The sequence below is a fragment of the Pseudomonas sp. NPDC077408 genome, from assembly GCF_050269105.1.
GTDB lineage: Bacteria > Pseudomonadota > Gammaproteobacteria > Pseudomonadales > Pseudomonadaceae > Stutzerimonas.
Map to the genome: position 1 here is coordinate 155,343 of NZ_JBNNHS010000003.1, position 23,315 is coordinate 178,657.

Annotated in this window: 17 protein-coding genes and 2 pseudogenes; 8 read left to right on the forward strand and 11 right to left on the reverse strand. The window is 58.2% G+C overall.

The window, feature by feature from the left end; genetic code table 11:
* Positions 1–245: 245 nt before the first annotated feature.
* Positions 246–2,357 carry a response regulator gene (locus ACQKEK_RS10080; protein WP_499142409.1) on the forward strand — a complete coding sequence of 704 codons (2,112 nt, stop codon included), beginning with the start codon at positions 246–248 and terminating at the stop codon, positions 2,355–2,357.
* Positions 2,358–2,411: 54 nt separating this feature from the next.
* On the opposite strand, the gene ACQKEK_RS10085 is transcribed toward ACQKEK_RS10080, so the two are convergent.
* Complete coding sequence (locus tag ACQKEK_RS10085) at positions 2,412–2,600, reverse strand: hypothetical protein (protein ID WP_499142410.1); 189 nt, start codon at positions 2,598–2,600, stop codon at positions 2,412–2,414.
* Positions 2,601–2,949: 349 nt separating this feature from the next.
* Between ACQKEK_RS10085 and ACQKEK_RS10090 the strand changes: the two genes are divergently transcribed.
* The gene (locus ACQKEK_RS10090; RefSeq protein WP_499142411.1) at positions 2,950–5,355 is read left to right on the forward strand and encodes an SIR2 family protein; all 2,406 of its coding nucleotides are present in this window, start codon (positions 2,950–2,952) and stop codon (positions 5,353–5,355) included.
* 165 nt (positions 5,356–5,520) lie between these two features.
* Here ACQKEK_RS10090 and ACQKEK_RS10095 read toward each other — a convergent pair whose 3' ends face one another.
* The gene (locus tag ACQKEK_RS10095) at positions 5,521–5,700 is read right to left on the reverse strand and encodes a hypothetical protein (protein ID WP_499167601.1); all 180 of its coding nucleotides are present in this window, start codon (positions 5,698–5,700) and stop codon (positions 5,521–5,523) included.
* A 36-nt stretch (positions 5,701–5,736) separates the two neighbouring features.
* Here ACQKEK_RS10095 and ACQKEK_RS10100 point away from each other — a divergent pair, with 36 nt between their 5' ends.
* The 4 genes from ACQKEK_RS10100 (at position 5,737) to ACQKEK_RS10115 (ending at position 12,727) form a co-directional block, all read left to right on the forward strand.
* Positions 5,737–6,060, forward strand: a complete 324-nt coding sequence (locus tag ACQKEK_RS10100; RefSeq protein ID WP_499167603.1) for a hypothetical protein — start codon at positions 5,737–5,739, stop codon at positions 6,058–6,060.
* A 306-nt stretch (positions 6,061–6,366) separates the two neighbouring features.
* Positions 6,367–8,031, forward strand: a complete 1,665-nt coding sequence (gene pgm, locus ACQKEK_RS10105) for a phosphoglucomutase (alpha-D-glucose-1,6-bisphosphate-dependent) (protein ID WP_499142413.1) — start codon at positions 6,367–6,369, stop codon at positions 8,029–8,031.
* Between the two features lie 303 nt (positions 8,032–8,334).
* The gene (locus ACQKEK_RS10110; RefSeq protein ID WP_499142414.1) at positions 8,335–11,343 is read left to right on the forward strand and encodes a PAS domain-containing hybrid sensor histidine kinase/response regulator; all 3,009 of its coding nucleotides are present in this window, start codon (positions 8,335–8,337) and stop codon (positions 11,341–11,343) included.
* Between the two features lie 613 nt (positions 11,344–11,956).
* Entirely contained in the window at positions 11,957–12,727 is a 771-nt protein-coding gene (locus ACQKEK_RS10115; RefSeq protein ID WP_499142415.1) for a 3-hydroxybutyrate dehydrogenase, read from the forward strand.
* A 66-nt stretch (positions 12,728–12,793) separates the two neighbouring features.
* Here ACQKEK_RS10115 and ACQKEK_RS10120 read toward each other — a convergent pair whose 3' ends face one another.
* From ACQKEK_RS10120 to ACQKEK_RS10160, 9 genes are all read right to left on the reverse strand, one after another.
* The gene (locus ACQKEK_RS10120; RefSeq protein ID WP_499142416.1) at positions 12,794–13,285 is read right to left on the reverse strand and encodes a GNAT family N-acetyltransferase; all 492 of its coding nucleotides are present in this window, start codon (positions 13,283–13,285) and stop codon (positions 12,794–12,796) included.
* 102 nt (positions 13,286–13,387) lie between these two features.
* The gene (locus ACQKEK_RS10125; protein ID WP_499142928.1) at positions 13,388–14,878 is read right to left on the reverse strand and encodes a sigma-54 interaction domain-containing protein; all 1,491 of its coding nucleotides are present in this window, start codon (positions 14,876–14,878) and stop codon (positions 13,388–13,390) included.
* A gap of 76 nt (positions 14,879–14,954) precedes the next feature.
* Positions 14,955–16,322 (reverse strand): TRAP transporter large permease, encoded by a 1,368-nt coding sequence (locus tag ACQKEK_RS10130; RefSeq protein ID WP_045426863.1) that lies wholly within the window; start codon positions 16,320–16,322, stop codon positions 14,955–14,957.
* A 16-nt stretch (positions 16,323–16,338) separates the two neighbouring features.
* Positions 16,339–16,953, reverse strand: a complete 615-nt coding sequence (locus ACQKEK_RS10135) for a TRAP transporter small permease subunit (protein ID WP_241509181.1) — start codon at positions 16,951–16,953, stop codon at positions 16,339–16,341.
* Between the two features lie 210 nt (positions 16,954–17,163).
* A complete protein-coding gene (locus tag ACQKEK_RS10140) occupies positions 17,164–18,249 on the reverse strand; it encodes a TRAP transporter substrate-binding protein (protein ID WP_128120792.1) in 1,086 nt (361 codons plus the stop codon).
* Positions 18,250–18,658: 409 nt separating this feature from the next.
* Positions 18,659–19,054: a MerR family transcriptional regulator gene (locus ACQKEK_RS10145; protein ID WP_128120791.1), complete on the reverse strand. Its 396-nt coding sequence runs from the start codon at positions 19,052–19,054 to the stop codon at positions 18,659–18,661.
* A 133-nt stretch (positions 19,055–19,187) separates the two neighbouring features.
* A complete protein-coding gene (locus ACQKEK_RS10150) occupies positions 19,188–19,814 on the reverse strand; it encodes a CoA transferase subunit B (RefSeq protein WP_499142419.1) in 627 nt (208 codons plus the stop codon).
* A gap of 2 nt (positions 19,815–19,816) precedes the next feature.
* On the reverse strand, positions 19,817–20,512 hold the full coding sequence (locus tag ACQKEK_RS10155; RefSeq protein ID WP_499142420.1) for a CoA transferase subunit A: 696 nt from the start codon (positions 20,510–20,512) through the stop codon (positions 19,817–19,819).
* Positions 20,513–20,552: 40 nt separating this feature from the next.
* Positions 20,553–21,449, reverse strand: a complete 897-nt coding sequence (locus ACQKEK_RS10160; RefSeq protein WP_499142930.1) for a hydroxymethylglutaryl-CoA lyase — start codon at positions 21,447–21,449, stop codon at positions 20,553–20,555.
* Between the two features lie 171 nt (positions 21,450–21,620).
* Between ACQKEK_RS10160 and ACQKEK_RS10165 the strand changes: the two are divergent.
* Positions 21,621–22,388 (forward strand): annotated as a pseudogene (locus ACQKEK_RS10165) (MCP four helix bundle domain-containing protein); the annotation flags it as partial.
* 21 nt (positions 22,389–22,409) lie between these two features.
* Positions 22,410–23,243: pseudogene (locus tag ACQKEK_RS10170) on the forward strand (methyl-accepting chemotaxis protein); the annotation flags it as partial.
* Between the last annotated feature and the right edge of the window lie 72 nt (positions 23,244–23,315).

Below are 23,315 nucleotides of genomic sequence, written 5' to 3' on the forward strand. Positions count from 1 at the left end.
TTGTCTGAATCGGATGCACGGTGTCTTCTGCCCGCATGGCCGGCTCTGTACCATTTGTCGACGTTATTACTCCCATGCTGGCCAGCTGTTGTGGAGGGCCGACTGTCGGCTCTTGCGCAATCCAGCACAGCATCGCCTTCAGCCTTGTGGCCGGCTTATCTATCGATTCTCCAAGCAGACGTTTGAGTGCTAAACGGACGCGAAGGGAAACCTCACCTGCTCCTTACTACCGGAAGAGCACCGACGTGACTGCTGACATTTCATCCGAGGCCAGGCGGCTATTGATTGGCACCGGCTGTGGCGTCGACTTCTCTCGCCTGGTACAGCTACTGGACGAAGAGGGTTATGAACTTGCTTTCTGCTCCGATAGCGAAAGCCTGTTTCAACAACTGGATCACCGAGTGGGTGCGGTGATCGCTACCGATCGATTTCTTGCGTCGGCGATGGCGAGCGGGCCCGCCTTAACCGAGCAAGGTGACGGGGCGGACATCCCCTTTATTGTGGTCACAGATACGCAGAGCGAATCCCGCGCTGATTTTCTGGCAGTCAAGAGGCGGTTACCCGAATGGGTAGCGGACCTGGTCATTCTCGAACAACCCATAAGGCCGGCAGCTCTGCTGAGTACCGTGGCGATGGCCTGGCGCTCCCGCCTGCGTCAGTTCGAGATTGCAGACCGTCTCGTGGAGCTTGCTGAGCAGCAAGCAACGCTTGAGAGCCTGGTCGAACACCTTCCCGTTGGCATCTGCCTGATCGCTACAAACGGGACCACCGTGCTCAGCAATCCTACCTACGAGCGGTATGTTCCCAACCGAAGAATCCCATCCACTGATGGTCGGCATGCTCAGCGATGGGTGGGCCTCGATAGCCAGGGTCAACGGATCCCTCCGGATCAATTTGCAGGCGCCCGGGCTCTGCGCGGCGAAATGGTGGAAGGTGCTGACTTCCGCTACTACCCCGACGACGGGCCTGAGCTATGGACACGTGTCAATGCGGTACCGCTGTACGACAGCCAGGGGGAGATCCGAGGCGCCGCCTTGGTCGTCATTGATATAAATGCTGAAAAGCAGAACGAAGAAATGCTGCGCCGGTTCAACGATGATCTTGAGTTTCAGGTCAAGGCCCGTACCCGTGCGCTGGAAGAGGCGTTGGAGAAGCTGACGCTGGAAAGCCAAGAACGAGCCCGAACCGAAGACCAGCTGCGCCAATCCATGAAGATGGACGCGGTGGGCCAGCTCACCGGTGGCATCGCTCACGATTTCAACAACATGCTTACGGGTGTCATCGGCGCATTGGACCTGATGCGCCTCCGTATAGGCCGGCAGCAATACGGTGATCTGGATCGTTACATGACGGCCGCTCATACGTCCGCCAGCCGAGCGGCAGCCTTGACCCAGCGCTTGTTAGCGTTCTCCCGTCGCCAGTCGCTCGAAGCCCGCACCGTTTCAGTGAATCCACTGATCCTATCGCTAAGCGACCTTCTCAAACGGACGCTGACGGAGCGGATCAAGCTTGAGCTGCAGCTTGATGACCGTGCCGGCTTGGCATTAGTCGACCCCAACCAGCTTGAAAACGCCTTGTTGAACCTAAGCATCAATGCGCGTGATGCCATGCCAGATGGCGGCATTCTGGCGATTGCTACCAGCCGAGCCGATATCGACGAGGCAGAGGCTGCTCGTCTGGGTGGTAATAGGGGGCGCTACGTCAGCATCAGGGTATCGGACACGGGGGTCGGTATTCCCGAGCCCGTGCTGGGGAAAATATTCGAACCCTTCTTCACCACCAAACCCTTGGGGCAAGGCACCGGATTGGGTCTGTCCATGGTCTACGGATTCGTTCAACAGAGTAGCGGTTTGATCTCGGTGACCAGCGAGGAGGGGGCCGGTACCTCGATCACCTTGTACATACCCCTGGCGCAGTCGTCTGCAGTCGAGAATGGGGCGATCGCCGCGTCCGTGGATCTGACCTCCGGACGAGGGCAGACGATCCTTGTGGTGGAGGATGATGATTCGGTACGCCTGTTACTCGCCGCCGCGCTGGAGGACTTCGGCTACCAGGTGCATCTCGCTGAAGACGGTCAGCAGGCGCTGAGTTTGCTCGATGGCTTGCGTACGCTGGACCTGTTGATAACCGACGTCGGACTGCCCGGTCTGAACGGTCGCCAATTGGCCGAAATAATCCAGCAGAAACGGCCGGATCTGCCCGTTCTGTTCATCAGCGGTTACGCCGAAAACGCCGCGATTCGCTCAGAGTTTCTCGGGGCGGGCATGAGCATGATGACCAAGCCATTCACGCTTGAGCATCTGGCTGAAACAGTGTCAGCGGCCTTGGACGCGCAGGCTGAAACAGGGGCTATTTGAGAGCGCAAGGCCGGGCCCTCCAGGCCGGCCTGTACGTGCGGGTTCCAAGAGCGCTTAGCGCACGCCCGCCGCATCGACACTTGCCATCTTGGCATCGGCCAGAACCTGCTGGAACAGCAGCGGTGACATGGGCCGGCCGAGGTAGAAGCCCTGAGCCTGATCGCAAGCGAGCTCGGTCAGCTTGCCAAGCTGAGCGACGGTCTCGATTGGCTTATTCGTCCTCAGCGAGATGTTGGGGAACATGCTGGTGAGTGGGGCAGCGAAGGGCTAAGGCAACCCTAGCCCGCGTAGACCTCATTTGTCCTGTTGGGATAACTCGGGTTTGCGTAGCCCTCTATAGCAGTGACATATCCATACAGCAGAGCAATTGATCTCCTGCAAGCTACAGTGAAATCTCTTGAGGTCATTGACTAAGGTGTTCATTGTTCTCCCTCAATTCAGAACTGCCGATATAGGGCAATCTGCCTGCCCCACTTCATCTAGGCGCATAGCAAGCTTCAGGCGAAGCGGAGAGGTGGGCAGGGTGATGGCTCTCGGACGTGGCAAAATGCATAATCGATGTATTGTTCTTAGCTGAGGTTGGAGCGCGCAAATGGAATTCCGTAATCTAGAAGATCCCGCAACTGAGGCTTTCCTGAGAGGTGTGATTGCCTCTGGCCGAACTGTACCGTTTATTGGTACTGGATTTACTAGGGGAGAGCGTGCCAGAGCAAAATTGGTACCAGACGGTCGAGAGTGGATGGCAATTATGCGGCAGCAAATTGGAGCAAGCTCAGCACCATTCAAACCAACTAAAGAGCAACTGGATAAATACGATTTTCAGAAATTGTCAGATGTTTATTTTCGTGACGATATAGTTGGGCTGGATCAGATTAAGAGCACTCTTGATGGGTGCTTCTCGGGTGTAAGAATTGCAACAAGTTCTAAACTATCATTCCTTAATATTCCTTGGCCGTATATATATACATTAAATATTGATGACGGAATAGAAAACGCGATAGATGGCGTGAAGGTGGTTCCGTATGAGCCGTTTGCAAAGTCTTCTGTGCGGCGATATGTATACAAAATTCATGGGGATGTTTTTACTGCGCTCAAGGCGGTCTCTAGGGATGCATTGAAGTTAGTGTTTGGTAAGGGTGACTATATTAGGAGTTTAAATAAGAATCGCCCCCTAATTGATGAGCTAAAAGCTGATTTAAGCGAAAGTAATCTTTTGTTTATCGGTTGCAGTTTAACTGATGAGATAGATGTTCTTTACGCTCTGTCTGAACATGAGGAGGTTTCGGGTGCGGCTGGCTCTAGGCGGATTTACATAACATCATCATCTCCGGAAGGGGATTACGATATAGTTAGTAAGCTTAGAGACTACAAAATAACTGATGTCATCATCTGCAACTATGATGATTTCTATTTGAAGGCTTCGGAGTTGGCGAATGAAACTTTAGCGAATAGCTCTCCGGCAAAAGAGTTTGAGTTTAAGTTAGCTTCGGAAAAATTTAGCGTCACGCAATATCTGCAATACTTTCTTCAAAGCAACTGGAGTGGTGGCGATAGTAGTCATCTATCCATTGTCAGGGATGCTGACAGGTTAATTATGGATAAAGTTGAAGAAAATACAGTAGTAGTGCTCACGGGGACAAGGTTTTCAGGACGGACCACTGCTCTGTACCGAGCACTTCGTTCTTTTAAGTCGAAGAAATCATATCTCGTAACCTCTAGCTCAGCTGTCTCTGATGGAGAGCTTTCTCATATACTGAATTTAAAAGATAGTTTTATAGTATTTGATAGTGAGTCTTTGAATTTTTCACAAATTTATACGGTTTGTCGATCTGTCGAAAAACTTGAATCTTATAACTCTAAGATTCTTCTCGTAATAGATAAAAACAATCTATTTGCCACTGAGGTTTTGCCGGAAAATTCAGTTGTAACTCTGAGTAGTCGCTTCTCTGCTAACGAGCTCGAGCTTATAAATGAAATTCTTGGTACGGTTGGGGTCGCTAGGCTCGCTAAATCAGGAACAATACTAGATCATATATATCAAGTTGCAGACAGTTCCGTAGTGAAAAGTCTGCTCAAAGCAGAAGCATCATTAAAGGAAAAAATAGATAATCGAGTGCGATATGTGGGAGGGAATATATCAAGGTCAGAGTTTGGGCTTTTATACATTCTTGCTGTTAAGCAGAAAGTTTTGTCTGTTATATATCGTAGCATTTTGCAAAAAAGTGGGTATGCCACTACTGCTGAGGATTACATATCTACGGTGATACAAGTATGGGGGCCGTTCATTGAGAGGTCCAATACTGATAGGTCAACTATGGCGGCCTCTCACTCGAGTTTTGCCTTAACGAGTAACTCTCAAGTATGGTTGTTTTATGCGCTGCGCTCGCTCGTTTCGGTTATGGGGGTTGATAAGTCTGCCAGTTTAATTGTAGATACTGTGTCTGCGGTAAAATCTCATAAGGAATATTACGATCTTGTGATGTTTGATGTTCTTAATTCGGTTTTCTCGGCAGGGTCAAATGGTAGGTCTCACAATAGAGCATTGATTGGTGAGACCTACAAAGAGCTTGCTCGAATTTTGTCCGGCGAGCCTAATTACTGGCTTCAAAGGGCAAAGAGTATCTACCATGACCATTCAGCAAACAGTGCGGATACAGTGCTGGCTGCCATTGAACATGCGGAAAAAGCAATAAATGAAACTGAAAAAACAGTTACAATCAACGCTAAGTTAACTCGCGCTAATCTTTATGGGTTGCTTTGTTATATAGAGAATTATCAAAATTCTACTCACTACGTGGCTGCTATTAATTGCTACCATGAGGCTTTTGATGATTATCATATGAATAAGGACTATTTGGATGAGCTGATTCAAAGAAACCGTGGGCGGAAGGGTTATTTAATAGGGTTGCTTTCCAGTAATCCTGGTTCAGATGTTGAGGTTCTTAAGATTAGAGATAAAGTTGCTCATCTTCGTCAAATAGTTGGTTTGATAAACTGATTTTAGGCTCAGTGAGCTTTGATTTCCTCATGAATGCTCAGCAAAATATAATGGCTGAGCTTCCTTCCAGTAAATGTGAATTCTGAAATTAGAATGTATTTCCCATGAGCTGCTTGGTTTCTTTGGTCTCTCCGGTAATCGGTATTATGGCCTGCGCTGGCAATGTCACTCAGAACCAGCGCCTTTTGGTGTCAACTCAAAATTTTCCTCGATGGTGGACACGATCATTGAGATCAGTCCTCCTAGCTGCTCGTCGTTTTCACTAATAGTGCCATTCAACTCGTTGATGGGCTTGAAGCTGTCCAGTCCAAGCGCTTGGACAAACACTGGAATCTCTCCATTCATACCGTCGCTCAGGCGACTATTGAGGGAACGATTCAGATGGTGATGATTAGCCAGACTGGCCACGTCGCTCAATTCACCGTTGATGATGGCATACCGGGTCGATGCGTCGGGACCCAGACGAAGACGCTGTTTAAACCGAATACCGAAAACAGCGAAAGGCAGATGTTGTCGCAATCGAAGGCCCAGGCGGCATCGACTCGCCGATCATGTGCTGTAAGCGTCATTCCAGAAGGCCGATTTTGTCTTGCCGGTTTTCCATTGCCTTGCTGCGTCTGTTTCGCTGTGCTGCGGCTGCTGCTGATCGTCCAGCGCAAAGCACAGATATACCAGCGCCAGGCTTGCCCGGTTTGTATCGGCTGACCGCTGTTCTGGTTGGCGCATTCCGACCGACGGCGGGAGACTCGATGGCTGAGCGCTAAACAAACGTTGGGGAGTCGACAACGCTCGTCGGATAGGCAGGCCCTTCGCGGCACGGCCGGCGCGCTCTATCATGCGCCACCGCTGCGCATGCGCTTTCGATGCAACTGCGGGGAACCAAAGCCCGAGGGTGCATGGTCGAAGCGCGTAGATAAGTGCCGGTTGCCACCGTCATTTTGCGTTCGACACCCTCGGCAGAACTCAGGGTTCTGCCTGAATCGACCTACTGATCTTCCAAAGGAACGACTGATGAGCCTCGACCTCAACGCAGGACGCCTCCCCGCCGAGCACACCTTGACCAATATTCCGCGGCTGATTTCGCGGTACTACAGCGAGCGCCCTGATCCATCCGATCCGGCGCAGCAAGTCGCTTTCGGCACCTCCGGCCACCGCGGCTCGTCACTGAAGAACAGCTTCAACGAGTGGCATATCCTGGCAACCACACAGGCGATCTGCGATTACCGCCGGGAGCAGGGCATCGACGGTCCGATCTTCGTCGGCATGGACACCCACGCGCTGTCCGAGCCGGCGTTCGTATCCGCCCTGGAAGTGTTGGCAGCCAACGGCGTTGAGACACGCATCGACGCCGGTTGCAGCGAAACCAATGGCGAGCCCGGATACACGCCGACCCCGGCCATCTCCAACGCCATCCTCGAATACAACGCTGGCCGCAGCAGCGGCCTGGCTGACGGCATCGTCATCACGCCGTCGCACAATCCGCCCGCCGACGGTGGCTTCAAGTACAACCCCACCAACGGCGGCCCGGCGGACACGGGCGTGACCAAGTGGATCCAGGAGCGCGCCAACGCGCTGCTGGTTGCCGGGCTCAAGGGTGTGCAGCGGATGGACTATTCGCAAGCGTTGAAGGCACCCAGCACGCAACGCTTCGATTTCATCGAACATTACGTAGGCGGTCTGGAGCAGGTGATCGACCTGGAGGTCATCCGCAACTCCGGTCTCAAGTTCGGCGTTGACCCACTCGGTGGGGCCGGCGTGCATTATTGGACGCGCATTGCCGAACGCTACGGCCTGCCGCTCGAAGTGCTTTCGACCCGCGTCGATCCAACCTTCCGCTTTATGCGCCTGGACTGGGACGGCAAGATCCGCATGGATTGCAGCTCGCCCCACGCCATGGCCGGGCTGATCGAAAATAAGGACCGCTTTGACGTCTCCTTCGCCTGCGACACCGACCATGACCGCCACGGCATCGTTGCGCGTTCGGTGGGGCTGCTGAACCCCAATCATTACCTGGCCGTTGCCATCGAATACCTCTTCACTCACCGCCCCGAGTGGAGCGCTGGGGCGGGCATCGGCAAGACCTTGGTGTCGTCCTCGATGATCGACCGTGTTGCCAAGGGCATTGACCGCAAAGTGGTCGAGGTGCCGGTGGGCTTCAAGTGGTTCGTTGATGGCTTGATGGACGGCAGCCTGGGCTTCGGCGGTGAAGAATCCGCTGGCGCTTCTTTCCTGCGCAAGCAAGGCGGTGCCTGGTCCACCGACAAGGATGGTCTGATTCTCGGCCTGCTGGCTGCTGAGATCACCGCGGTGACTGGCAAGGATCCTGGCGAGCGCTACCAGGCGCTGACGGAGCGTTTCGGTTCCCCGGTCTATCAGCGCATCGATGCCGCCGCAGACCGTGAGCAGAAGGCCAAGCTCGGCAAGCTGTCGGCTTCGCAGGTCACCGCCAGCGAGCTGGCCGGCCAGCCGATCACCCAGATTCTTACCGAAGCGCCGGGCAACGGCGCTGCAATTGGCGGCCTTAAGGTCGTGACCGACAACGGCTGGTTTGCGGCGCGGCCGTCTGGCACCGAGGACGTCTACAAGATCTACGCCGAAAGCTTCGAAGGCGAGGCGCACCTCAAGCGCATTCAGGAAGAGGCCAAGGCGCTGGTGGATAGTGTGTTGGCAGGATGAAGGCCAGCTCGCGCAATGACTGCCATGGCGGTGATGGGTGCTGAGCTCGAGGACGGAGCAGGCTGCGTGGAGGTTGGGTGAGATTGCGACCAGCATCGACTGGCGGTGTGATCCTCCTCGTGTTGACGCGACCAGGCAAACCTCTGGGTCGTTGTTTGGCGTTTGAACGATCCAGGCTGTCGACAGATCAGCCGGTGGTTGTGCTCGTGCGGCGCTAACCTCGACAGCTGCAGACAGGTTGTCTAACCCGCCAGATCGTGGGGGACGGTCCGTCATCGTTATCAGATTGAGATAGGTATCGCGTTGAAAGACCTTACCCGTGAGGCGCTTGAGGCAGAAGTCGTGCGTCTGCGCACCGTTCTTGAGAATGCAGGGATCTGCGCGGAGCAACAGACGCGGCGCGACGTCCATCAGTCGGTTTGCCGCTCGGGCTGCCAATCGGCAAGCGCGGCCGACCCGCTGACGCTACAAGCACTGGCAGCAGAGCTCGCGGCTAGCCAGGCTGCGCTGACCAGTAGCGAGGCACGCCAACGGGCAGTGTTCGACAGCATCACCGAGCTCGCGATCATCCTGACTGATCCAGCTGGAATCATCACCGACTGGAACCTGGGCGCCGAGCAGGTGATGGGGTGGAGTGCATCGGAAATGCTTGGCCAGAGCAGCGAGCTGATCTTTACCGAGACCGATCGAGCCACAGGCCGGGCCAAGCAGGAAATGGACGATGTCCTGCGCCATGGGCGTGTGACAAACGAGCGCTGGCATTTGCGCAAAGACGGTCAACAATTCTGGGCGTCGGAGGCGATGTCGCCACTGTATGGCCCAGATAGCAGCCATCTTGGCTATATGAAGATCCTGCATGACCATACCAGTGAGCACATGGCAGGCCGCGCCATCGAGGAGTCTCAGCAACGCTATCGTCTGGCTGCAAAAGCTACCAATGATGCCGTTTGGGACTGGGATCTGAACACCAACCATGTGCTCTGGAACGATGCACTGGAGCAGGCTTACGGCTACCCGCTTGCGGACGTCGACAGTTCCGGAGACTGGTGGATCGAGCGCATCCATGCAGAGGACCGCGCGCGCATCCACTCATCGATCCGCGCCGTTATCGACGGGAGCGGTACCACCTGGACGGGTGAATACCGCTTCCGGCGTCATGACGGGACCTACGCCGAGGTGATCGACCGCGGCCAGGTTATCCGCAACGCCGAAGGTGAGGCCGTGCGTATGATCGGCGCGATGCTTGATCTGACCCGTATGCGCGCTGTGGAAATAGCGCTGCGCCAGAGTGAGGAGCGGTTCAAAACCATACTGGAGTCTATCGAAGCGGCGTTTGCGATCGTCCAGGTCAAGTTCGACGCGGACGACCAACCCGTGGACTATCTGTTTCTTGAGGCCAACCCTGCGTTCGAGCGCCAGGCGGGCGTCGACCTGCGAGGCAAGTGGGTTACCGAATTCGCACCTGATCTGGAGCAGTTCTGGTTCGAAACCTACGGCCACGTTGCGAAAACCGGGGAGCCGGCCAGTTTTGAAAATTACGCTGAAGCGTTCGAGCGTTGGTTCGACGTTCGGGCCGTTCGAGTCGGCGACCCCGCCGAGCGCCAGATTGCGATTCTCTTCAGCGATGTGACCCAGAGGCGACGTGCCGAAGAGCGCCTGCGTGTCAGTGAATCGCTTGCGCGAGAAAACGTCCAGCGCGTTCAGCTTGCCCTCGCGGCGGGCGCGATCATCGGAACCTGGAATTGGCATCTGCCTACCGACCGGTTCACGGTCGATGAAGGCTTTGCTCTCGCTTTTGGTCTTGACCCCGCCCTCGGCCGAGAAGGGCTCAGCCTTGAGCAGATAATCGCTACCGTGCACACCGAAGACCGGGAGGGGCTGAAGGCTGCGATAGCTGAGGTCATCGCGCGCGGTGGCGCCTACGCTCATCAGTACCGGGTACGGCGTGGTGACGGCAGGTATTACTGGATCGAGGCGAACGGACGTGTTGATCTGACAGAAGACGGCACGCCTCAAAAATTCCCGGGTGTGCTGATTGACGTCGAACACAGGCGGTCCATCGAGGCTGAGCGTGACAGGGCAACTGCGGCGTTGAGAGCGCTCAATGAGACCTTGGAGCAACGCGTGGCCGAGCGGACGGCAGCGCTGATCCAGACCGAGGACAAGCTGCGACAGTCACAAAAAATGGAGGCCGTTGGTCAACTCACCGGGGGGCTCGCACACGACTTCAACAACCTGCTCGCAGGCATTTCGGGCGCGTTGGAGCTGATGAGTCTGCGGTTGTCCCAGGGGCGGTTTGACGATATCGACAGATACATGGCGTCAGCTCAGGGGGCGGCGAAACGTGCCGCAGCCGTGACGCACCGTCTCCTGGCGTTTTCGCGGCGCCAGACGCTCGACCCGCGGCCGATCGACGTAAATGTGCTGATGGAGGGTATGACGGAGCTGATTCAACGCACGGTCGGCCCCGGCATTCGGGTAGAAACCATCAGTGGTATGCACCTCTGGTCGGCGTCCGTCGATGCGAGCCAGCTCGAGAATGCCATCCTCAACCTGTGCATCAATTCACGTGATGCCATGCCAGACGGTGGGCGTATCACCATCGAGACGTCCAACCGATGGCTGGCGGGTGATATCGCTCGGGCATACGATCTTCCCGAGGGTCAGTATCTCTCGCTGAGCGTAGCGGACACCGGAACGGGCATGACACCTGCTGTTATCGCCAAAGCGTTTGACCCCTTCTTCACGACCAAGCCGATCGGCCAGGGCACAGGCCTGGGGTTATCGATGATCTACGGATTTGCCAAGCAGTCCGGTGGCCAGGTTCGGATTGATTCAGAGAAGGGGCACGGCACGCAGGTATCCATCTTCCTGCCGCGTTACATCGGTGAAGCGACCGAAGCCGCAGCCGTAGCGACCATGACGAATACCGTTCCCGGCGAGGCCCGCGGGACGATTCTGATCGTGGACGACGAGCCGACCGTGCGTTTGCTTCTGATGGATGTTCTCGGTGACCTTGGCTACACGTTGATTGAGGCTGCCGACAGTGTCAGCGGGCTGAAGGTGTTGCAATCCGAGGTAAACATCGACTTGCTGATCACAGATGTCGGCCTGCCCGGGGGTATGAATGGACGACAGATGGCCGACGCGGGTCGGGAGATACGCACGGGCCTGAAAACCCTCTTCATTACAGGCTATGCAGAAAGCGCCGCTATCGGAAATAACTCCCTTGGTCCGGGCATGCAGGTCCTGACGAAACCCTTCGCGATCGACACCCTTGCCAGCCGCGTCCAGCAAATGCTGGCTTTGTAGGCGTCAAGGAACGTCGCTAAGTCCCGCCTGGGGCTGCCTTGACGAAACATAGCCTGGCCGCCGGGCGCCATCGTGAGTGGTGTGTCCGGCAGAAAGCGGCATTACTTCTTGGTTGATCTGCTGAAACGCGGCCCGGTGAATCTCGAATCGGTCTAGCGGCGTTACGCGGAGCGGGCGGACAGGCATGGGTCCAGCCATCCGGACATATCGTCGTGAAGGCAGTATGTCGAAATGGGCATGTACACGAATCTGTACATTAGCGTTATTTGCCGTTGTTCCGTCGTTCGATCACTCGCCTCGATTTGGCAGCTGTAAGTCAGCAAATCCGGGACCTAGGCGCCATTTCTGCAGGCCGCGCCTGGATTGGCATGGCTTTCGCTCTGACAAAGTCTCTCTTTGCTCGTTGAGGCAGACGCATCCCGAGCGAGGCGACAAGAACAACAAGGAAAACCGCAGATGACCCTTCTTTTCGCTCTGGCCGTTGTGCCAGTCACTCGTCCAGCACCTTGCCTGTCAACGTCCCCGTCATGGTCTGTAAAGACCGCTTTGCTGGCAATCAATGAGTCGGTTTTGGCCGCTCTGTTCCAGTTGCGCAACCCAATCGGAGCACGCCATGACACTTAACGCTAAAACCGCTCTCGTGACGGGTTCGACCAGCGGTATCGGCCTGGGCATTGCCTGCAAGTTGGCCGAGGCCGGGGCCGACGTGATGCTCAACGGCTTCGGCGATGTTGATGCCGCCCTCGAACGCGTCTCGGCATACGGCACGCGCGTGCTGCACCATCCTGCCGACGTGTCCGATGTGGATCAGATCGCCGATTTGGTCAGCCGGACGGAGCGCGACCTAGGCTCGGTCGATGTGCTGGTCAACAATGCTGGCATCCAACATGTCGCGCCCATCGAGTCGTTTCCAGTCGAGCGCTGGGACACCATCATTGCCATCAACCTGTCCTCGGCGTTTCACACCATGCGCCTCGCCTTGCCGGGCATGCGCGAGCGCAATTGGGGGAGGATCATCAACATCGCCTCGGTTCATGGCCTGGTGGCCTCGGCGCAGAAGGCTGCTTACGTGGCCGCTAAGCACGGCTTGGTCGGCCTGACCAAAACCGTGGCGTTGGAAACAGCTACCACGGGCATTACCTGCAACGCGCTCTGTCCTGGTTGGGTACTGACGCCGCTGGTGCAGCAGCAAATCGATAGCAAGGCCCAGGCCCACGGCGACCCGAGCCAGGCGACCCGTGAACTGCTGATGGAAAAACAGCCGTCGCTGGATTTCGTGACGCCGGAACAGCTGGGCGAGCTGGCCGTCTTCCTGTGTAGCGATGCTGCTCGCCAGGTCCGCGGCGTTGCCTGGAATGTCGACGGCGGCTGGCTGGCGCAATAGTCATTCGGGGCATCGATGGCCGCAGCGGGTGTGTCGTCTGCGGCTACCGGAGGCAAGAACAGTTTGTCATTGCCCTGCCGATGGCGGGTTGCGACGGAGGTGAACTAATGCGATGCGCTCACCGGCCCGGCTCTGTCTTTCTTCGATCGCGAATGGCAGGAACCCGAGCTTCGGATAGAGCAGTAGGCCCGCTGTGTTCAGGCTGAAACAGGAGACCTGCACCTGGACGGCCGCAAATTTCGAGAAGGCAACCGCGCAAAGGTGGTCGACGAGGAACCCTGCAGCCCCGGACCTGCGCGCGTTCGGCGCGACGATGACGTTCCCGATTGAACAAACCCCACCCTGATCCCATCGGTAGAAGTTCGCGAATGCTACGGGCCGGCCTGATTGGACGACGACGGACGACTCGGCGCGTTGAGCGATCGCCTCGAGCAGTTGGTCCTCAGTGAGTGGGTAATGAGCTTTTGGAAAGCAATAGAAGAGTTCGGCTTCGTCCTGCGGCCATTCACAGATAGCCGGCAGATCGTCGTGGCTAACCGGGCGAATCGTAAATGTCATTTTTTGCGCATCCTGCGACCATTAACGGCGCGTTACGTTAACGACAGACATCAGCCGCAGCAAGGCACCCCATCATTGCTTTTCGAACTTCTAACTATCGCGCTACCGTTCACTCAGACCATGTAATTGCAACTTCGAATACAGACTGGCTCGGGATATGCCCAGCTCCGTCGCGGCTCGGCGGCGGTTGCCTTTGCAGGCGAGCAGGGCGGTCTGCAAGGCGCGGCGCTCGGCCTGGGCGACGCTTTCGGCGAGACGTTGCAGCGGGGCGTTGGGTTCCGGTGCCGGTTCAGCAAGCATCGGCTCACTGGGCAGGGCGGCAGCCTGCGGCGCGGCGGTGGTCGTCGACCCCAACAGCGGTGAGAAATGGCGGGCTTCCAGCGGGGTGCCATCCGTGCTCAGCTGGGCGCGTTCCAGCAGATTGCCCAGCTCGCGTACGTTGCCCCGCCACGGCTGATTGCACAGCAATGCGATGGCGCTCGGCGCAAGTTCCATGGGTGCCTGACCGGAGCGGTTGGCAATGTCGTCGAGCAGGTGTTCGATTACGGCTGGAATGTCAGCAGCGCGTTCGCGCAGCGGCGGCACCTGTAGCGCCAGCACGTTGAGCCGGTAGTAAAGGTCATCGCGGAACTCGCCAGCGGCGACCTTGGCTTCCAGGTCGATGTGTGTGGCAGCGATCACCCGCACATTCAGCGGCTTGACCTGGTTGGAGCCCAGCGGCTCGATTTCCTGCTCCTGCAGCACACGCAACAGCTTGGCCTGCAGTGCCAACGGCAGGTCGCCGATTTCATCGAGGAAGAGGGTGCCGCCGTTGGCCACTTCGAACTTGCCAATGCGCGCTTTGCGATCCGCGCCTGTGAAGGCCCCGGGCGCAGTACCGAACAACTCGGCTTCAACCAGCGTTTCCGGAATTGCCGCGACGTTGACTGCAACAAAAGGTCCGTTGGCACGCGGTGACAGGTTGTGGATGCCCTGGGCCAGCAGTTCCTTGCCTGTCCCGGTCTCGCCACGGATCAGGACCGTAGCGTCCAGCTGGGCGGCACGCCGTGCTTGGCGTTTCACTTCACTGGCGGCCGGGCTGGTGCCGATGAAGCCGGCGATGGTGTAGCGCGCTCGGCGAGCCTTGGCCAGCTCGTTCTGGGTGGCGACCAGCTGCGTCTGCAGCGTGGTGAACTTGGACATCAACGGTTTGAGGTGTCGGGCGCGGTCGAACAGGACGAAACCGAGCGCGCCGACCAGGGTGCCGTCTTCGTCACGAAGCGGAATGCGCGTGACGACGAAATGCTCGCTGCCGAAGGCCATCAGGTCGAGCATGCTCGGCTGACCGCTTTCCACTACCTCGCGCAAGCGGCTGGCGGGCAGCACCTCTTCGATTTCCTTGCCGAGTACGCTACGCGGGTCGCTGATGCCGATCTTCTCGGCGTATTTATCGTTGATCCAGACAATGCGTGCCTGGCGGTTGACCGCAATGGTGCCTTCGCATTGGGCATTGAGGTGGTCGAATAACAGCGGCATGGCCACCGCACGGAAACGTTCGGGAGATACGCCGATGGTCAGGCCGTTGTGATCAAGGTCGTTGCGGGCGATTGCCATGGGTTCGAGCTGTCCGGTGAGGTTCGGCCGATTATGGAAGGCGCCGGCTGCCAGGGGCAAGGCAGCCGGTCCGGGCTCAGAGTCCGTACACCTCGTTGGGCAGCCATGTCGCTAACGGCGCGAAGAAGAAAACCAGTGCCAGACCCAGCAGCTGGATCAGGATGTAGGGCATGACGCCGAGATAGACGTCTCGCGTCGTGACTTCCGGCGGGCAGACACCCTTGATATAGAACAACGCGAAGCCCACCGGCGGGGTAAGAAACGAGGTCTGCAGACACAGCGCGAAAAGCACGGCAAACCACAGTGGATCGACACCCATGGAAAACAGCACCGGCGCAACCAGCGGCAGGATGATCAGGGTGATCTCTACCCAATCCAGGAAAAAGCCCAGCAAGAACGTGATGAACAGGACGGTCAGCAACACCCCAGTCTGGCCGAATGGCAGGCCGGTGAGCGCCGCGCGGATCACGTCATCGCCGCCCAGCCCGCGCAACACGGCGGCGAACACCGTGGCGCCAATGAATATACCGAAGATGAATGCCGAGGTGCGGCTGGTCTGGTAGAGCGCTTCCTTCAGCACCGCCATGTTCAACTTACGGCTGAGGGCGGCCATCAATACCGCGCCGAATGCGCCTACAGCAGAGGCCTCGGTGGTGGTGGCGATGCCGAAGAAGATCGAGCCCAGCACGGCCAGAATCAGCACGAAGGGTGGCACCACCGCCCAGAACACATCGATCAGCGCCTTTGCATCAAGTTTTTGGCGGTTGGCCGGAGCGGGCGCAAAGTCCTTCTTCAGCCACGACACCACAACGATGTAGAGGATGTACATCAGTGCCAGCATCATCCCGGGTATCAGCGCACCCATGAACAGCTTGCCCACTGAGGCTTCCGACGTACCGAGTCGGTCGGCCATCAAGACCAGCATGATGCTGGGTGGAATCAGAATGCCCAGGGTGCCAACCGAACAGGCAGTGCCGACGGCGAGGCTCTTGTTGTACTTGGCCTGCAGCATCGGCCCGATCGAGAGCATGCCGAGCAGGGCCACCGAGGCGCCGACGATACCGGTAGATGCGGCCAGCAGGATGCCCACCAGCACTACCGTTACGGCGTAACCGCCACGCAACGGACCGAGTACGCGAACGAGGCTGTGCATCAGTCGCTCGGCGATGCCGGAGCGGTCAAGCATGATGCCCATAAAGATAAACAGAGGCAGAGCGACCATCAGCTCATTGGCGACGATGCCGTAGATGCGGGCATCCAGAACGCCGATGGTACCGTCCCAGGTGAACCAGAGATCGGCGTCGAAGTGTTCGACCATCACGTGGCCGAGCACGGCGAACAGCAGCCCGATGCCGGCCAGCGACCAGGCAACGGGGAAGCCAAGCAGCAGCAGCCCCATGAAGGTGGCGAACATGCTGATGACGAGAATTTCTTCCAGACCCATGATTACGGCTACTCCATCAGGGCTGCGAATGGCCGCGGTCGCGGACATGCGTCGGGGCTACAAAGGCCCGCGGAAAATTGAACAGCAGCGTGCTGCAACGCGTGGCCCGTGAAAGCAGCGCCAGTGCTACCAGCGTCAGGCCGATGGGCAATACGCTTTTGAAAATGAAACGATGCGGCAGGCCGCTCGGCGCCTGCGAGCGCTCGTCATAGATGAAAGCCTGGTAGGCGAACGGCACCAGTGCGTCGACCATCAGCACCACGATCGGCAATGCCAGTATCAGGATCGCCAGCAGTTCGATGATGGCCTGGCTGCGCAGCGTGAATTTCTCACGCAGTACATCGACCCGGACATGGTCATCGCGCACCACGGCGTATGCCAGGGCGAGCATCAGGGCTGCACCGAACAGGTGCCAGGACAGTTCTTCCAGCGCGATCGAGCCGCGCGAGAGGACAAAGCGGCTGAACACATTGGTCAACACGACCGCCAAAACCAATAGCCAGATCCATGCACTGGCTTCGCCGATGGCGACCAGCGCTTTGTCTAGCCACCAGGACAGCTTGTTGTGAGGCAATGCATCCGCTTGAGCGGCGGGCACGGCTTCGTTAGGGGAAACGGGATGAGCGGACACGGCCACCTCGGAGATCCGAAATCAGGGGAAGACACGGCACGAAGGCCGTGCCGCTAGAGCTTGTCAGGACAGCCAGATCCTTCACCTGTTGTGCTAAGACTGCGTGACTGCGCTTCGGCAGTTGCCAACCGACCGCAGAGAACCTCAGCACACCAGGCCATACGTTACTGACCGGGCAGCCCTAGCGGGCGCTAGGCTTTGATGAGTGGATCACTCGTACTGGTAATAATCGCGCGGCAAGTAGCCTTTGCCGTGCCAGATCGAGTGGTGCTTCATGAAGTCACGCTGACTGGTCAGGACGCGATTGAACATTTCGTCCTTGGCTGCGATTTCATCGAGCACTTCATTGGTCACGCGCTCCAGCTCACGCAGCACTTCTTCTGGCAACACCTGTGCTTTCACGCCCTGCTTTTCGTACTCGCGCAAAGCGGTCGGCTGGGCCCATTCGCTTTCGGCAAAACCTTTGAGGGTGGCCGATTCGCAACCCATCTCGATCAGCGCGCGGCTCTGTGGCTCAAGCTTGTCCCAGACGCCCTTGTTCACCAACAGGTGCGAAGTGGTCAGCGTCTGGTGCCAGCCGGGCATGATGTAGTTCTTAATGATCTGATCAAGGCCCAACATCTTGTCGATCGCCGGCTGCGAGAACTCGGTGGCGTCGATGGTCTTGCGCTCCAGCGCCTGATAGATCTCGCCACCAGGGATCATCGTGACCGAGGCGCCGAGTTTTTCCAGCACCTTGCCGCCGATGCCGGCAAAGCGGATACGTAGGCCATCGAAGTCTTCCAGCTTCTCGACTGGCTTGGCGAACCAGCCGGCGCCTTCCGGGCCGATGATGCTGCAGAGCATCGGGTGGATGTTGCGCTCGGCATAGATTTCTTCCAGCAGTTTCTTGCCGTCACCCTCGTAGTACCAGGCCAGATAGGCTGGCGGCTCCATATTGAACGGCGCGCCGGAGTACAGAGGCAGTGACGCGATGGTGCCTTGATCGTAGCCGATCCAGGTATAGCCAGCCGGGTACTTGCCGTTGCTGACCGCATCCATGATTTCGAACGGCGGCACAAGTTCGCCGGGCTCGTAATAGCGCAGCTGAATATCGCCGCCGGAAATGGCCTTGAGCGACTCGGACAGGTGTTTGATTGGAGTGGTTAGACCGACCAGGTGCGACGGGAAGGCCAACGGCACTTGCCAGCGGATCTTCTCGACAGCCATGGCGTCAGCGCTGATCAGGCTGGCGCTGAGAACGGTGGTGGCACCGATGGCGCAGGCGAGACGGGACAGCTTTTTGGATATCGACATTGCAGGTTTCCTTCTTTTTTTTGTTTTGGTAACCAGAGGCGCAGACCGGCATTCAGCAGGCCGGAAAGCGGGACGGGGCAGCAGCGCTTTTTTCGTCCCGCCAGGTGTTCTGGCGTCGTGCATGTATTACTTAGCAGGTTTTGTGCCTGACTGTTAGAAAACCTGGTAACCCGCGGGCCAGGGGCTTCTCGGGGTGCTTCCGAATTGGCGGGTGTCCAGTTGGCCAGACACTCATCGGGATCGATAGGAGGGCCGTCCAGATCACTGGACTGGTGTCTATTTATCTGGACGGTGACAACCGGTAAGCCAGCAGCTATCGCGACACCATTTGGCGCCCAAGCTGACGTCAAACACTGACGATTCGGTGGGAGGCATCAGCTGCCAACGACGATGGAAGCGTTAGCCGAGCTCAGCCCGCGTCCTTGTCCACGGTCGCTTTGAGGGCGGTAACGCAGCGTTCCTCAGCGGTATCGAGTTCCAGCTGCATCTGCTGGATATCAAGCAGCTGTTGTTCGAGCTGCTGGCGGCGTTCGGCAATCATGCCGAGCATGATGTTCAGCTGTTTCTGATTGCCGGCCTTGGGGTCGTAGAGTTCGATCAGCGTCTTGCATTCGGCGAGGGAGAAGCCGATGCGTTTGCCCCGCAATATGAGCTTTAGGGCAACACGATCCTTGGGGGTGTAGATGCGCTCCTGACCGCGCCGTTTCGGCGAAAGCATGCCTTGTTCTTCGTAGAAGCGTATGGCGCGGGTGGTGATATCGAGTTCGTTGGCCAAATCGGAAATGCTGTACGTCTGCTTTGCCATGAAGGTATCCAGTCCTGCTTATCCACCCACGGCTCGCGATGAGCCGGGCGCGCGTTTACTACGGTTTAGAGCGAGTCAAGGCTACACGCTGCGCTGGCCCGATGCCCAGTGGCGCCGGGCCATATTGCGGCGCTCAGTGCTGGATCGTGCAGCCGGTGGCGTCTTGCATCTCCTCGAAGCTCACGCCGTCGGCCAGCTCCACCAGTTTCAAGCCCTGCTCGGTAATATCCAGCACACCCAGGTCGGTGATGATCCGGTCGACTACCCCGACGCCGGTCAGCGGCAGGTCGCACTGCTTGATGATCTTGTGCGCGCCCTTGGCGGTGTGCTCCATCAGCACGACAACACGCTTGACCCCGGCCACCAGATCCATCGCACCGCCCATGCCCTTGACCATCTTGCCAGGGATCATCCAGTTCGCCAGGTCGCCTTTTTCGGAAACCTGCATGGCGCCAAGAATTGCCAGGTTGATATGGCCGCCGCGGATCATGCCGAAGCTCATGGCGTTGTCGAAAAAGGCACTGCCGGGCAGGGCGGTGACGGTCTGCTTGCCGGCGTTGATCAGATCCGGGTCGATCTCGTCCTCGGTGGGGAAGGGGCCGATGCCGAGCAGCCCATTCTCGCTCTGCAGCCAGACGTCCATGCCGTCCGGAATGTAGTTGGCGACGAGGGTTGGCAGGCCGATGCCGAGGTTGACGTAGAAGCCGTCCTGCAATTCCTGTGCGGCGCGTTGCGCCATCTGTTCGCGTGTCCAGGCCATGATCAGCTCCTCACCGTACGTTTTTCGATGCGCTTCTCAGCGTTCGGGTTGTGGATGATGCGCTGCACGTAGATGCCCGGCAGGTGAATCTGGTCGGCGTCCAGCTCGCCGGTTTCGACCAGATGATCGACCTCCACCACACAAACCTTGCCGGCCATTGCGGCGAGCGGGTTGAAGTTGCGCGCGGTCTTGTTGAATACAAGATTGCCAGCCTTGTCCGCCTTGAAGGCTTTGACCAGCGATACATCGGCGGACAGCGACTCCTCCATCACGTACCACTCACCGTTGAATTGGCGAGTTTCCTTGCCCTCGGCGATCAGCGTGCCGTATCCGGTGCGGGTGTAGAACGCCGGTATGCCCGAGCCTGCGGCGCGTAGCTTCTCGGCCAGAGTGCCTTGCGGCGTGAATTCGAGTTCCAGTTCGCCGGCCAGGTACTGGCGCTCGAACTCCTTGTTCTCACCGACATAGGAGGAAACCATCTTGCGCACTTGGCGCGTCTCGAGCAGCAGGCCGAGGCCGAAGCCGTCGACGCCGGCATTGTTGCTAATCACCGTAAGGTCTTTCTTGCCGGTGTCGCGCAGCGCTTCGATCAGCGCTTCGGGAATGCCGCACAGGCCGAAACCGCCAACCGCAAGTGTCATGCCGTCTTCGACCAGGCCGTCGAGTGCCTGCTGGGCGTTGGGGTAGATCTTGTTCATGGAGGCCTCTTGTTATTTGAGTGAGGGCGATGGCGTTGGGTTATTGCGCGGCCAGGCGCGCCCGAGCGACCCGCGATCCGTTGGGACGACCCAGTACATCACTGATGCGTTGCCCTGCGGCGATCAGCATCTCGAGGTCAATCCCGGTCTCGATACCCAGGCCGTTAAGCATGTAGAGCACGTCTTCGCTGGCGACGTTGCCACTCGCGCCCTTGGCGTAGGGGCAGCCGCCGAGCCCGGCGACCGAACTGTCGAAGGTACAGACGCCCTCTTGCAGGCTGGCATAGATATTCGCCAGCGCCTGCCCATAGGTATCGTGGAAATGCCCGGCGAGCTTGTCACGCGGGACCTCACGGCCAACGGCTTCGAACAGCTGACGGGTCTTGCCTGGGGTGCCGGTGCCGATGGTGTCGCCCAGCGATACCTCATAGCAGCCCATGGCGAACAGCTCATGCGCGACATGCGCGACACGCTTAGGGTCGACCTCGCCTTCGTAAGGGCAGCCCAAGACGCAAGAGACGTAGCCGCGTACCTGAATGCCGTTCTCACGCGCGGCGATCATCAGCGGGGCAAAGCGCGCCAGGCTCTCATCAATGGAGCAGCTGATGTTCTTCTGCGAAAACGCTTCCGAGGCGGCGCCAAACACGGCCACTTCGCTGACGCCGGCTTCGATGGCAGCTTCCAGCCCCTTCAGGTTCGGCGTCAACGCCGCGTAGGTCACGCCAGGCTTCTGCCTGATCTGAGCGAAGACGTCAGACGAGCCCGCCATTTGCGGCACCCACTTAGGCGACACGAAGCTGCCCACCTCGATATAGCGCACCCCGGCGGCACTCAGATCGTCCACCAGGCGCACCTTGTCCGCGACGCTGATCGGCTGTTTTTCGTTCTGCAAGCCGTCTCGCGGGCCGACTTCAACCAGGCGTACCCGGCGTGGCATTTCAGTGGTAATGGTCATCGGTGTTCCTCATGACAAGTACGGGTGCCTTCCCGGTAAAAAGGGGGTTGACCATCGGGTCATACAGCGACCCTCGATGCTCAAGTTCCGAACAGCGTGGCAGATAAGGTTAGAAGACCCGGCCCTTCCGGGGCACCACGTCCGAGAATCGCCATGCTACGCAAATTGAAAATCTCCCATCGCACGCTGTTGTTCTTTGCGCTTGTCGCTGTGCTGCTGACTGCGCTTGGCTTGTTCAGTCTGATGCAGATGGCGGCCATACGTGCGGCGGGCAGCGAGATTGACGCTGACTGGATGCCAAGCCAGGCAGCCGCAGACGATATGGCGTTGCACTTCGCTCACGTACAGATCGAGTCCATGCGTCAGCTTGCCTTTCACGATGCCGAAACGCTTCGTAAGAGTGGTGAGGAAATAGCTGCTGCAATGAATGAGATCGGTCAGCTGATGGTTCGTTACGAAAGCCACGTCTCCAACCCTGACGAGGCTCGTACATTTAGTGTGGTCAAAGAGGTATACGCGACCTATCCCAAGGCGCTTCAGGAACGGCAGCGCGTGATTGATGGCAACGCGAGCGCTGAACAAGTCGCCACGGCTAACGCGCGGGTTACCGAGCTGAGTCACCAGTTCGAGCAGGCCTTGTCGAAGCTTCGATCCTTCAACGAAGAGGGTGCTCACCATGCTGTAGAGGCGGCCACTGCCGTTTACCAAAAAGCTCAGATCGTAATCGCGTTGGTGATCCTCGTTGCGCTGATCTTCACCGTAGCGTTGGCCGTGTTGTTGACCGCCAGTATCGTGCGGCCCATGCGCCGGGCGGTCGCTGTTTCTAATCAGATTGCCAAAGGAGATCTGACCCACGAGGTGCATGTCGACGGCCATGATGAAGCCACCGAGCTGCTGACCTCGCTGAGCGAAATGCAGACCAACCTGCGCGATATCATTGGCCAAATCAACGACTCGGCCCATGTGCTGACGGCCTCGGCGGAAGAGATGAGCGCTGTCATGCTGGACAGTACCGAGGGCCTGCAACGGCAGAACGACCAGATTGAACAGGCCGCCACGGCGGTGAATGAAATGACTTGTGCGGTCGAAGAGGTAGCCAGCAACGCGGTGTCTACCTCTGAGGCGTCGCGGGCGTCGAGCGAGTCGGCTCAGCAGGGACGCAAACAGCTTGAAGATGCCATCGCGTCGATCCAGGCGTTGGCGGACGACGTGGTCAGCGCATCGGCACGTGCCGGCGATCTGGCCAATCAGACCCACAACATCACCCGAGTGCTGGATGTGATCCGCGCCGTGGCCGAACAAACCAACCTGCTCGCGCTCAACGCGGCTATTGAAGCTGCGCGCGCCGGCGATGCCGGTCGTGGATTCGCCGTTGTGGCGGACGAAGTGCGAGCGCTGGCGAAGCGCACCGGGGAGTCGACCCGCGAGATCGAGTCGATGATTGGCAGCATCCAGAACGGCACGACGCTGACGGTTGAAGCCTTGCAACAAGGTGCCTCTCGCGCTCAGGGCACGCTCGATAAAGCCGAGGCTGCGGGGGTTGCACTGGCGCGGATTGCCGAGACGGTAGCCGGAATCAACGAGCGCAACCTGGTTATCGCCAGTGCCTCGGAGGAGCAGGCGCAAGTCGCCCGTGAAATTGACCGGAACCTGGTCAGCATTCGCGATCTCTCGGTGCAAACGTCCGCTGGCGCTCAGCAGACCAGTGTGGCGACGCAGGAACTGTCGCGCCTGGCGGTGGGGTTGAACGGACTGGTGCGCCGTTTCCGGATGTAGCCACGCGGCAACGTTGGTGCGTTGATAGCGGCGAGGGGGACGCCTATCCAAGCCGCATTTGCGAGCAAGCGC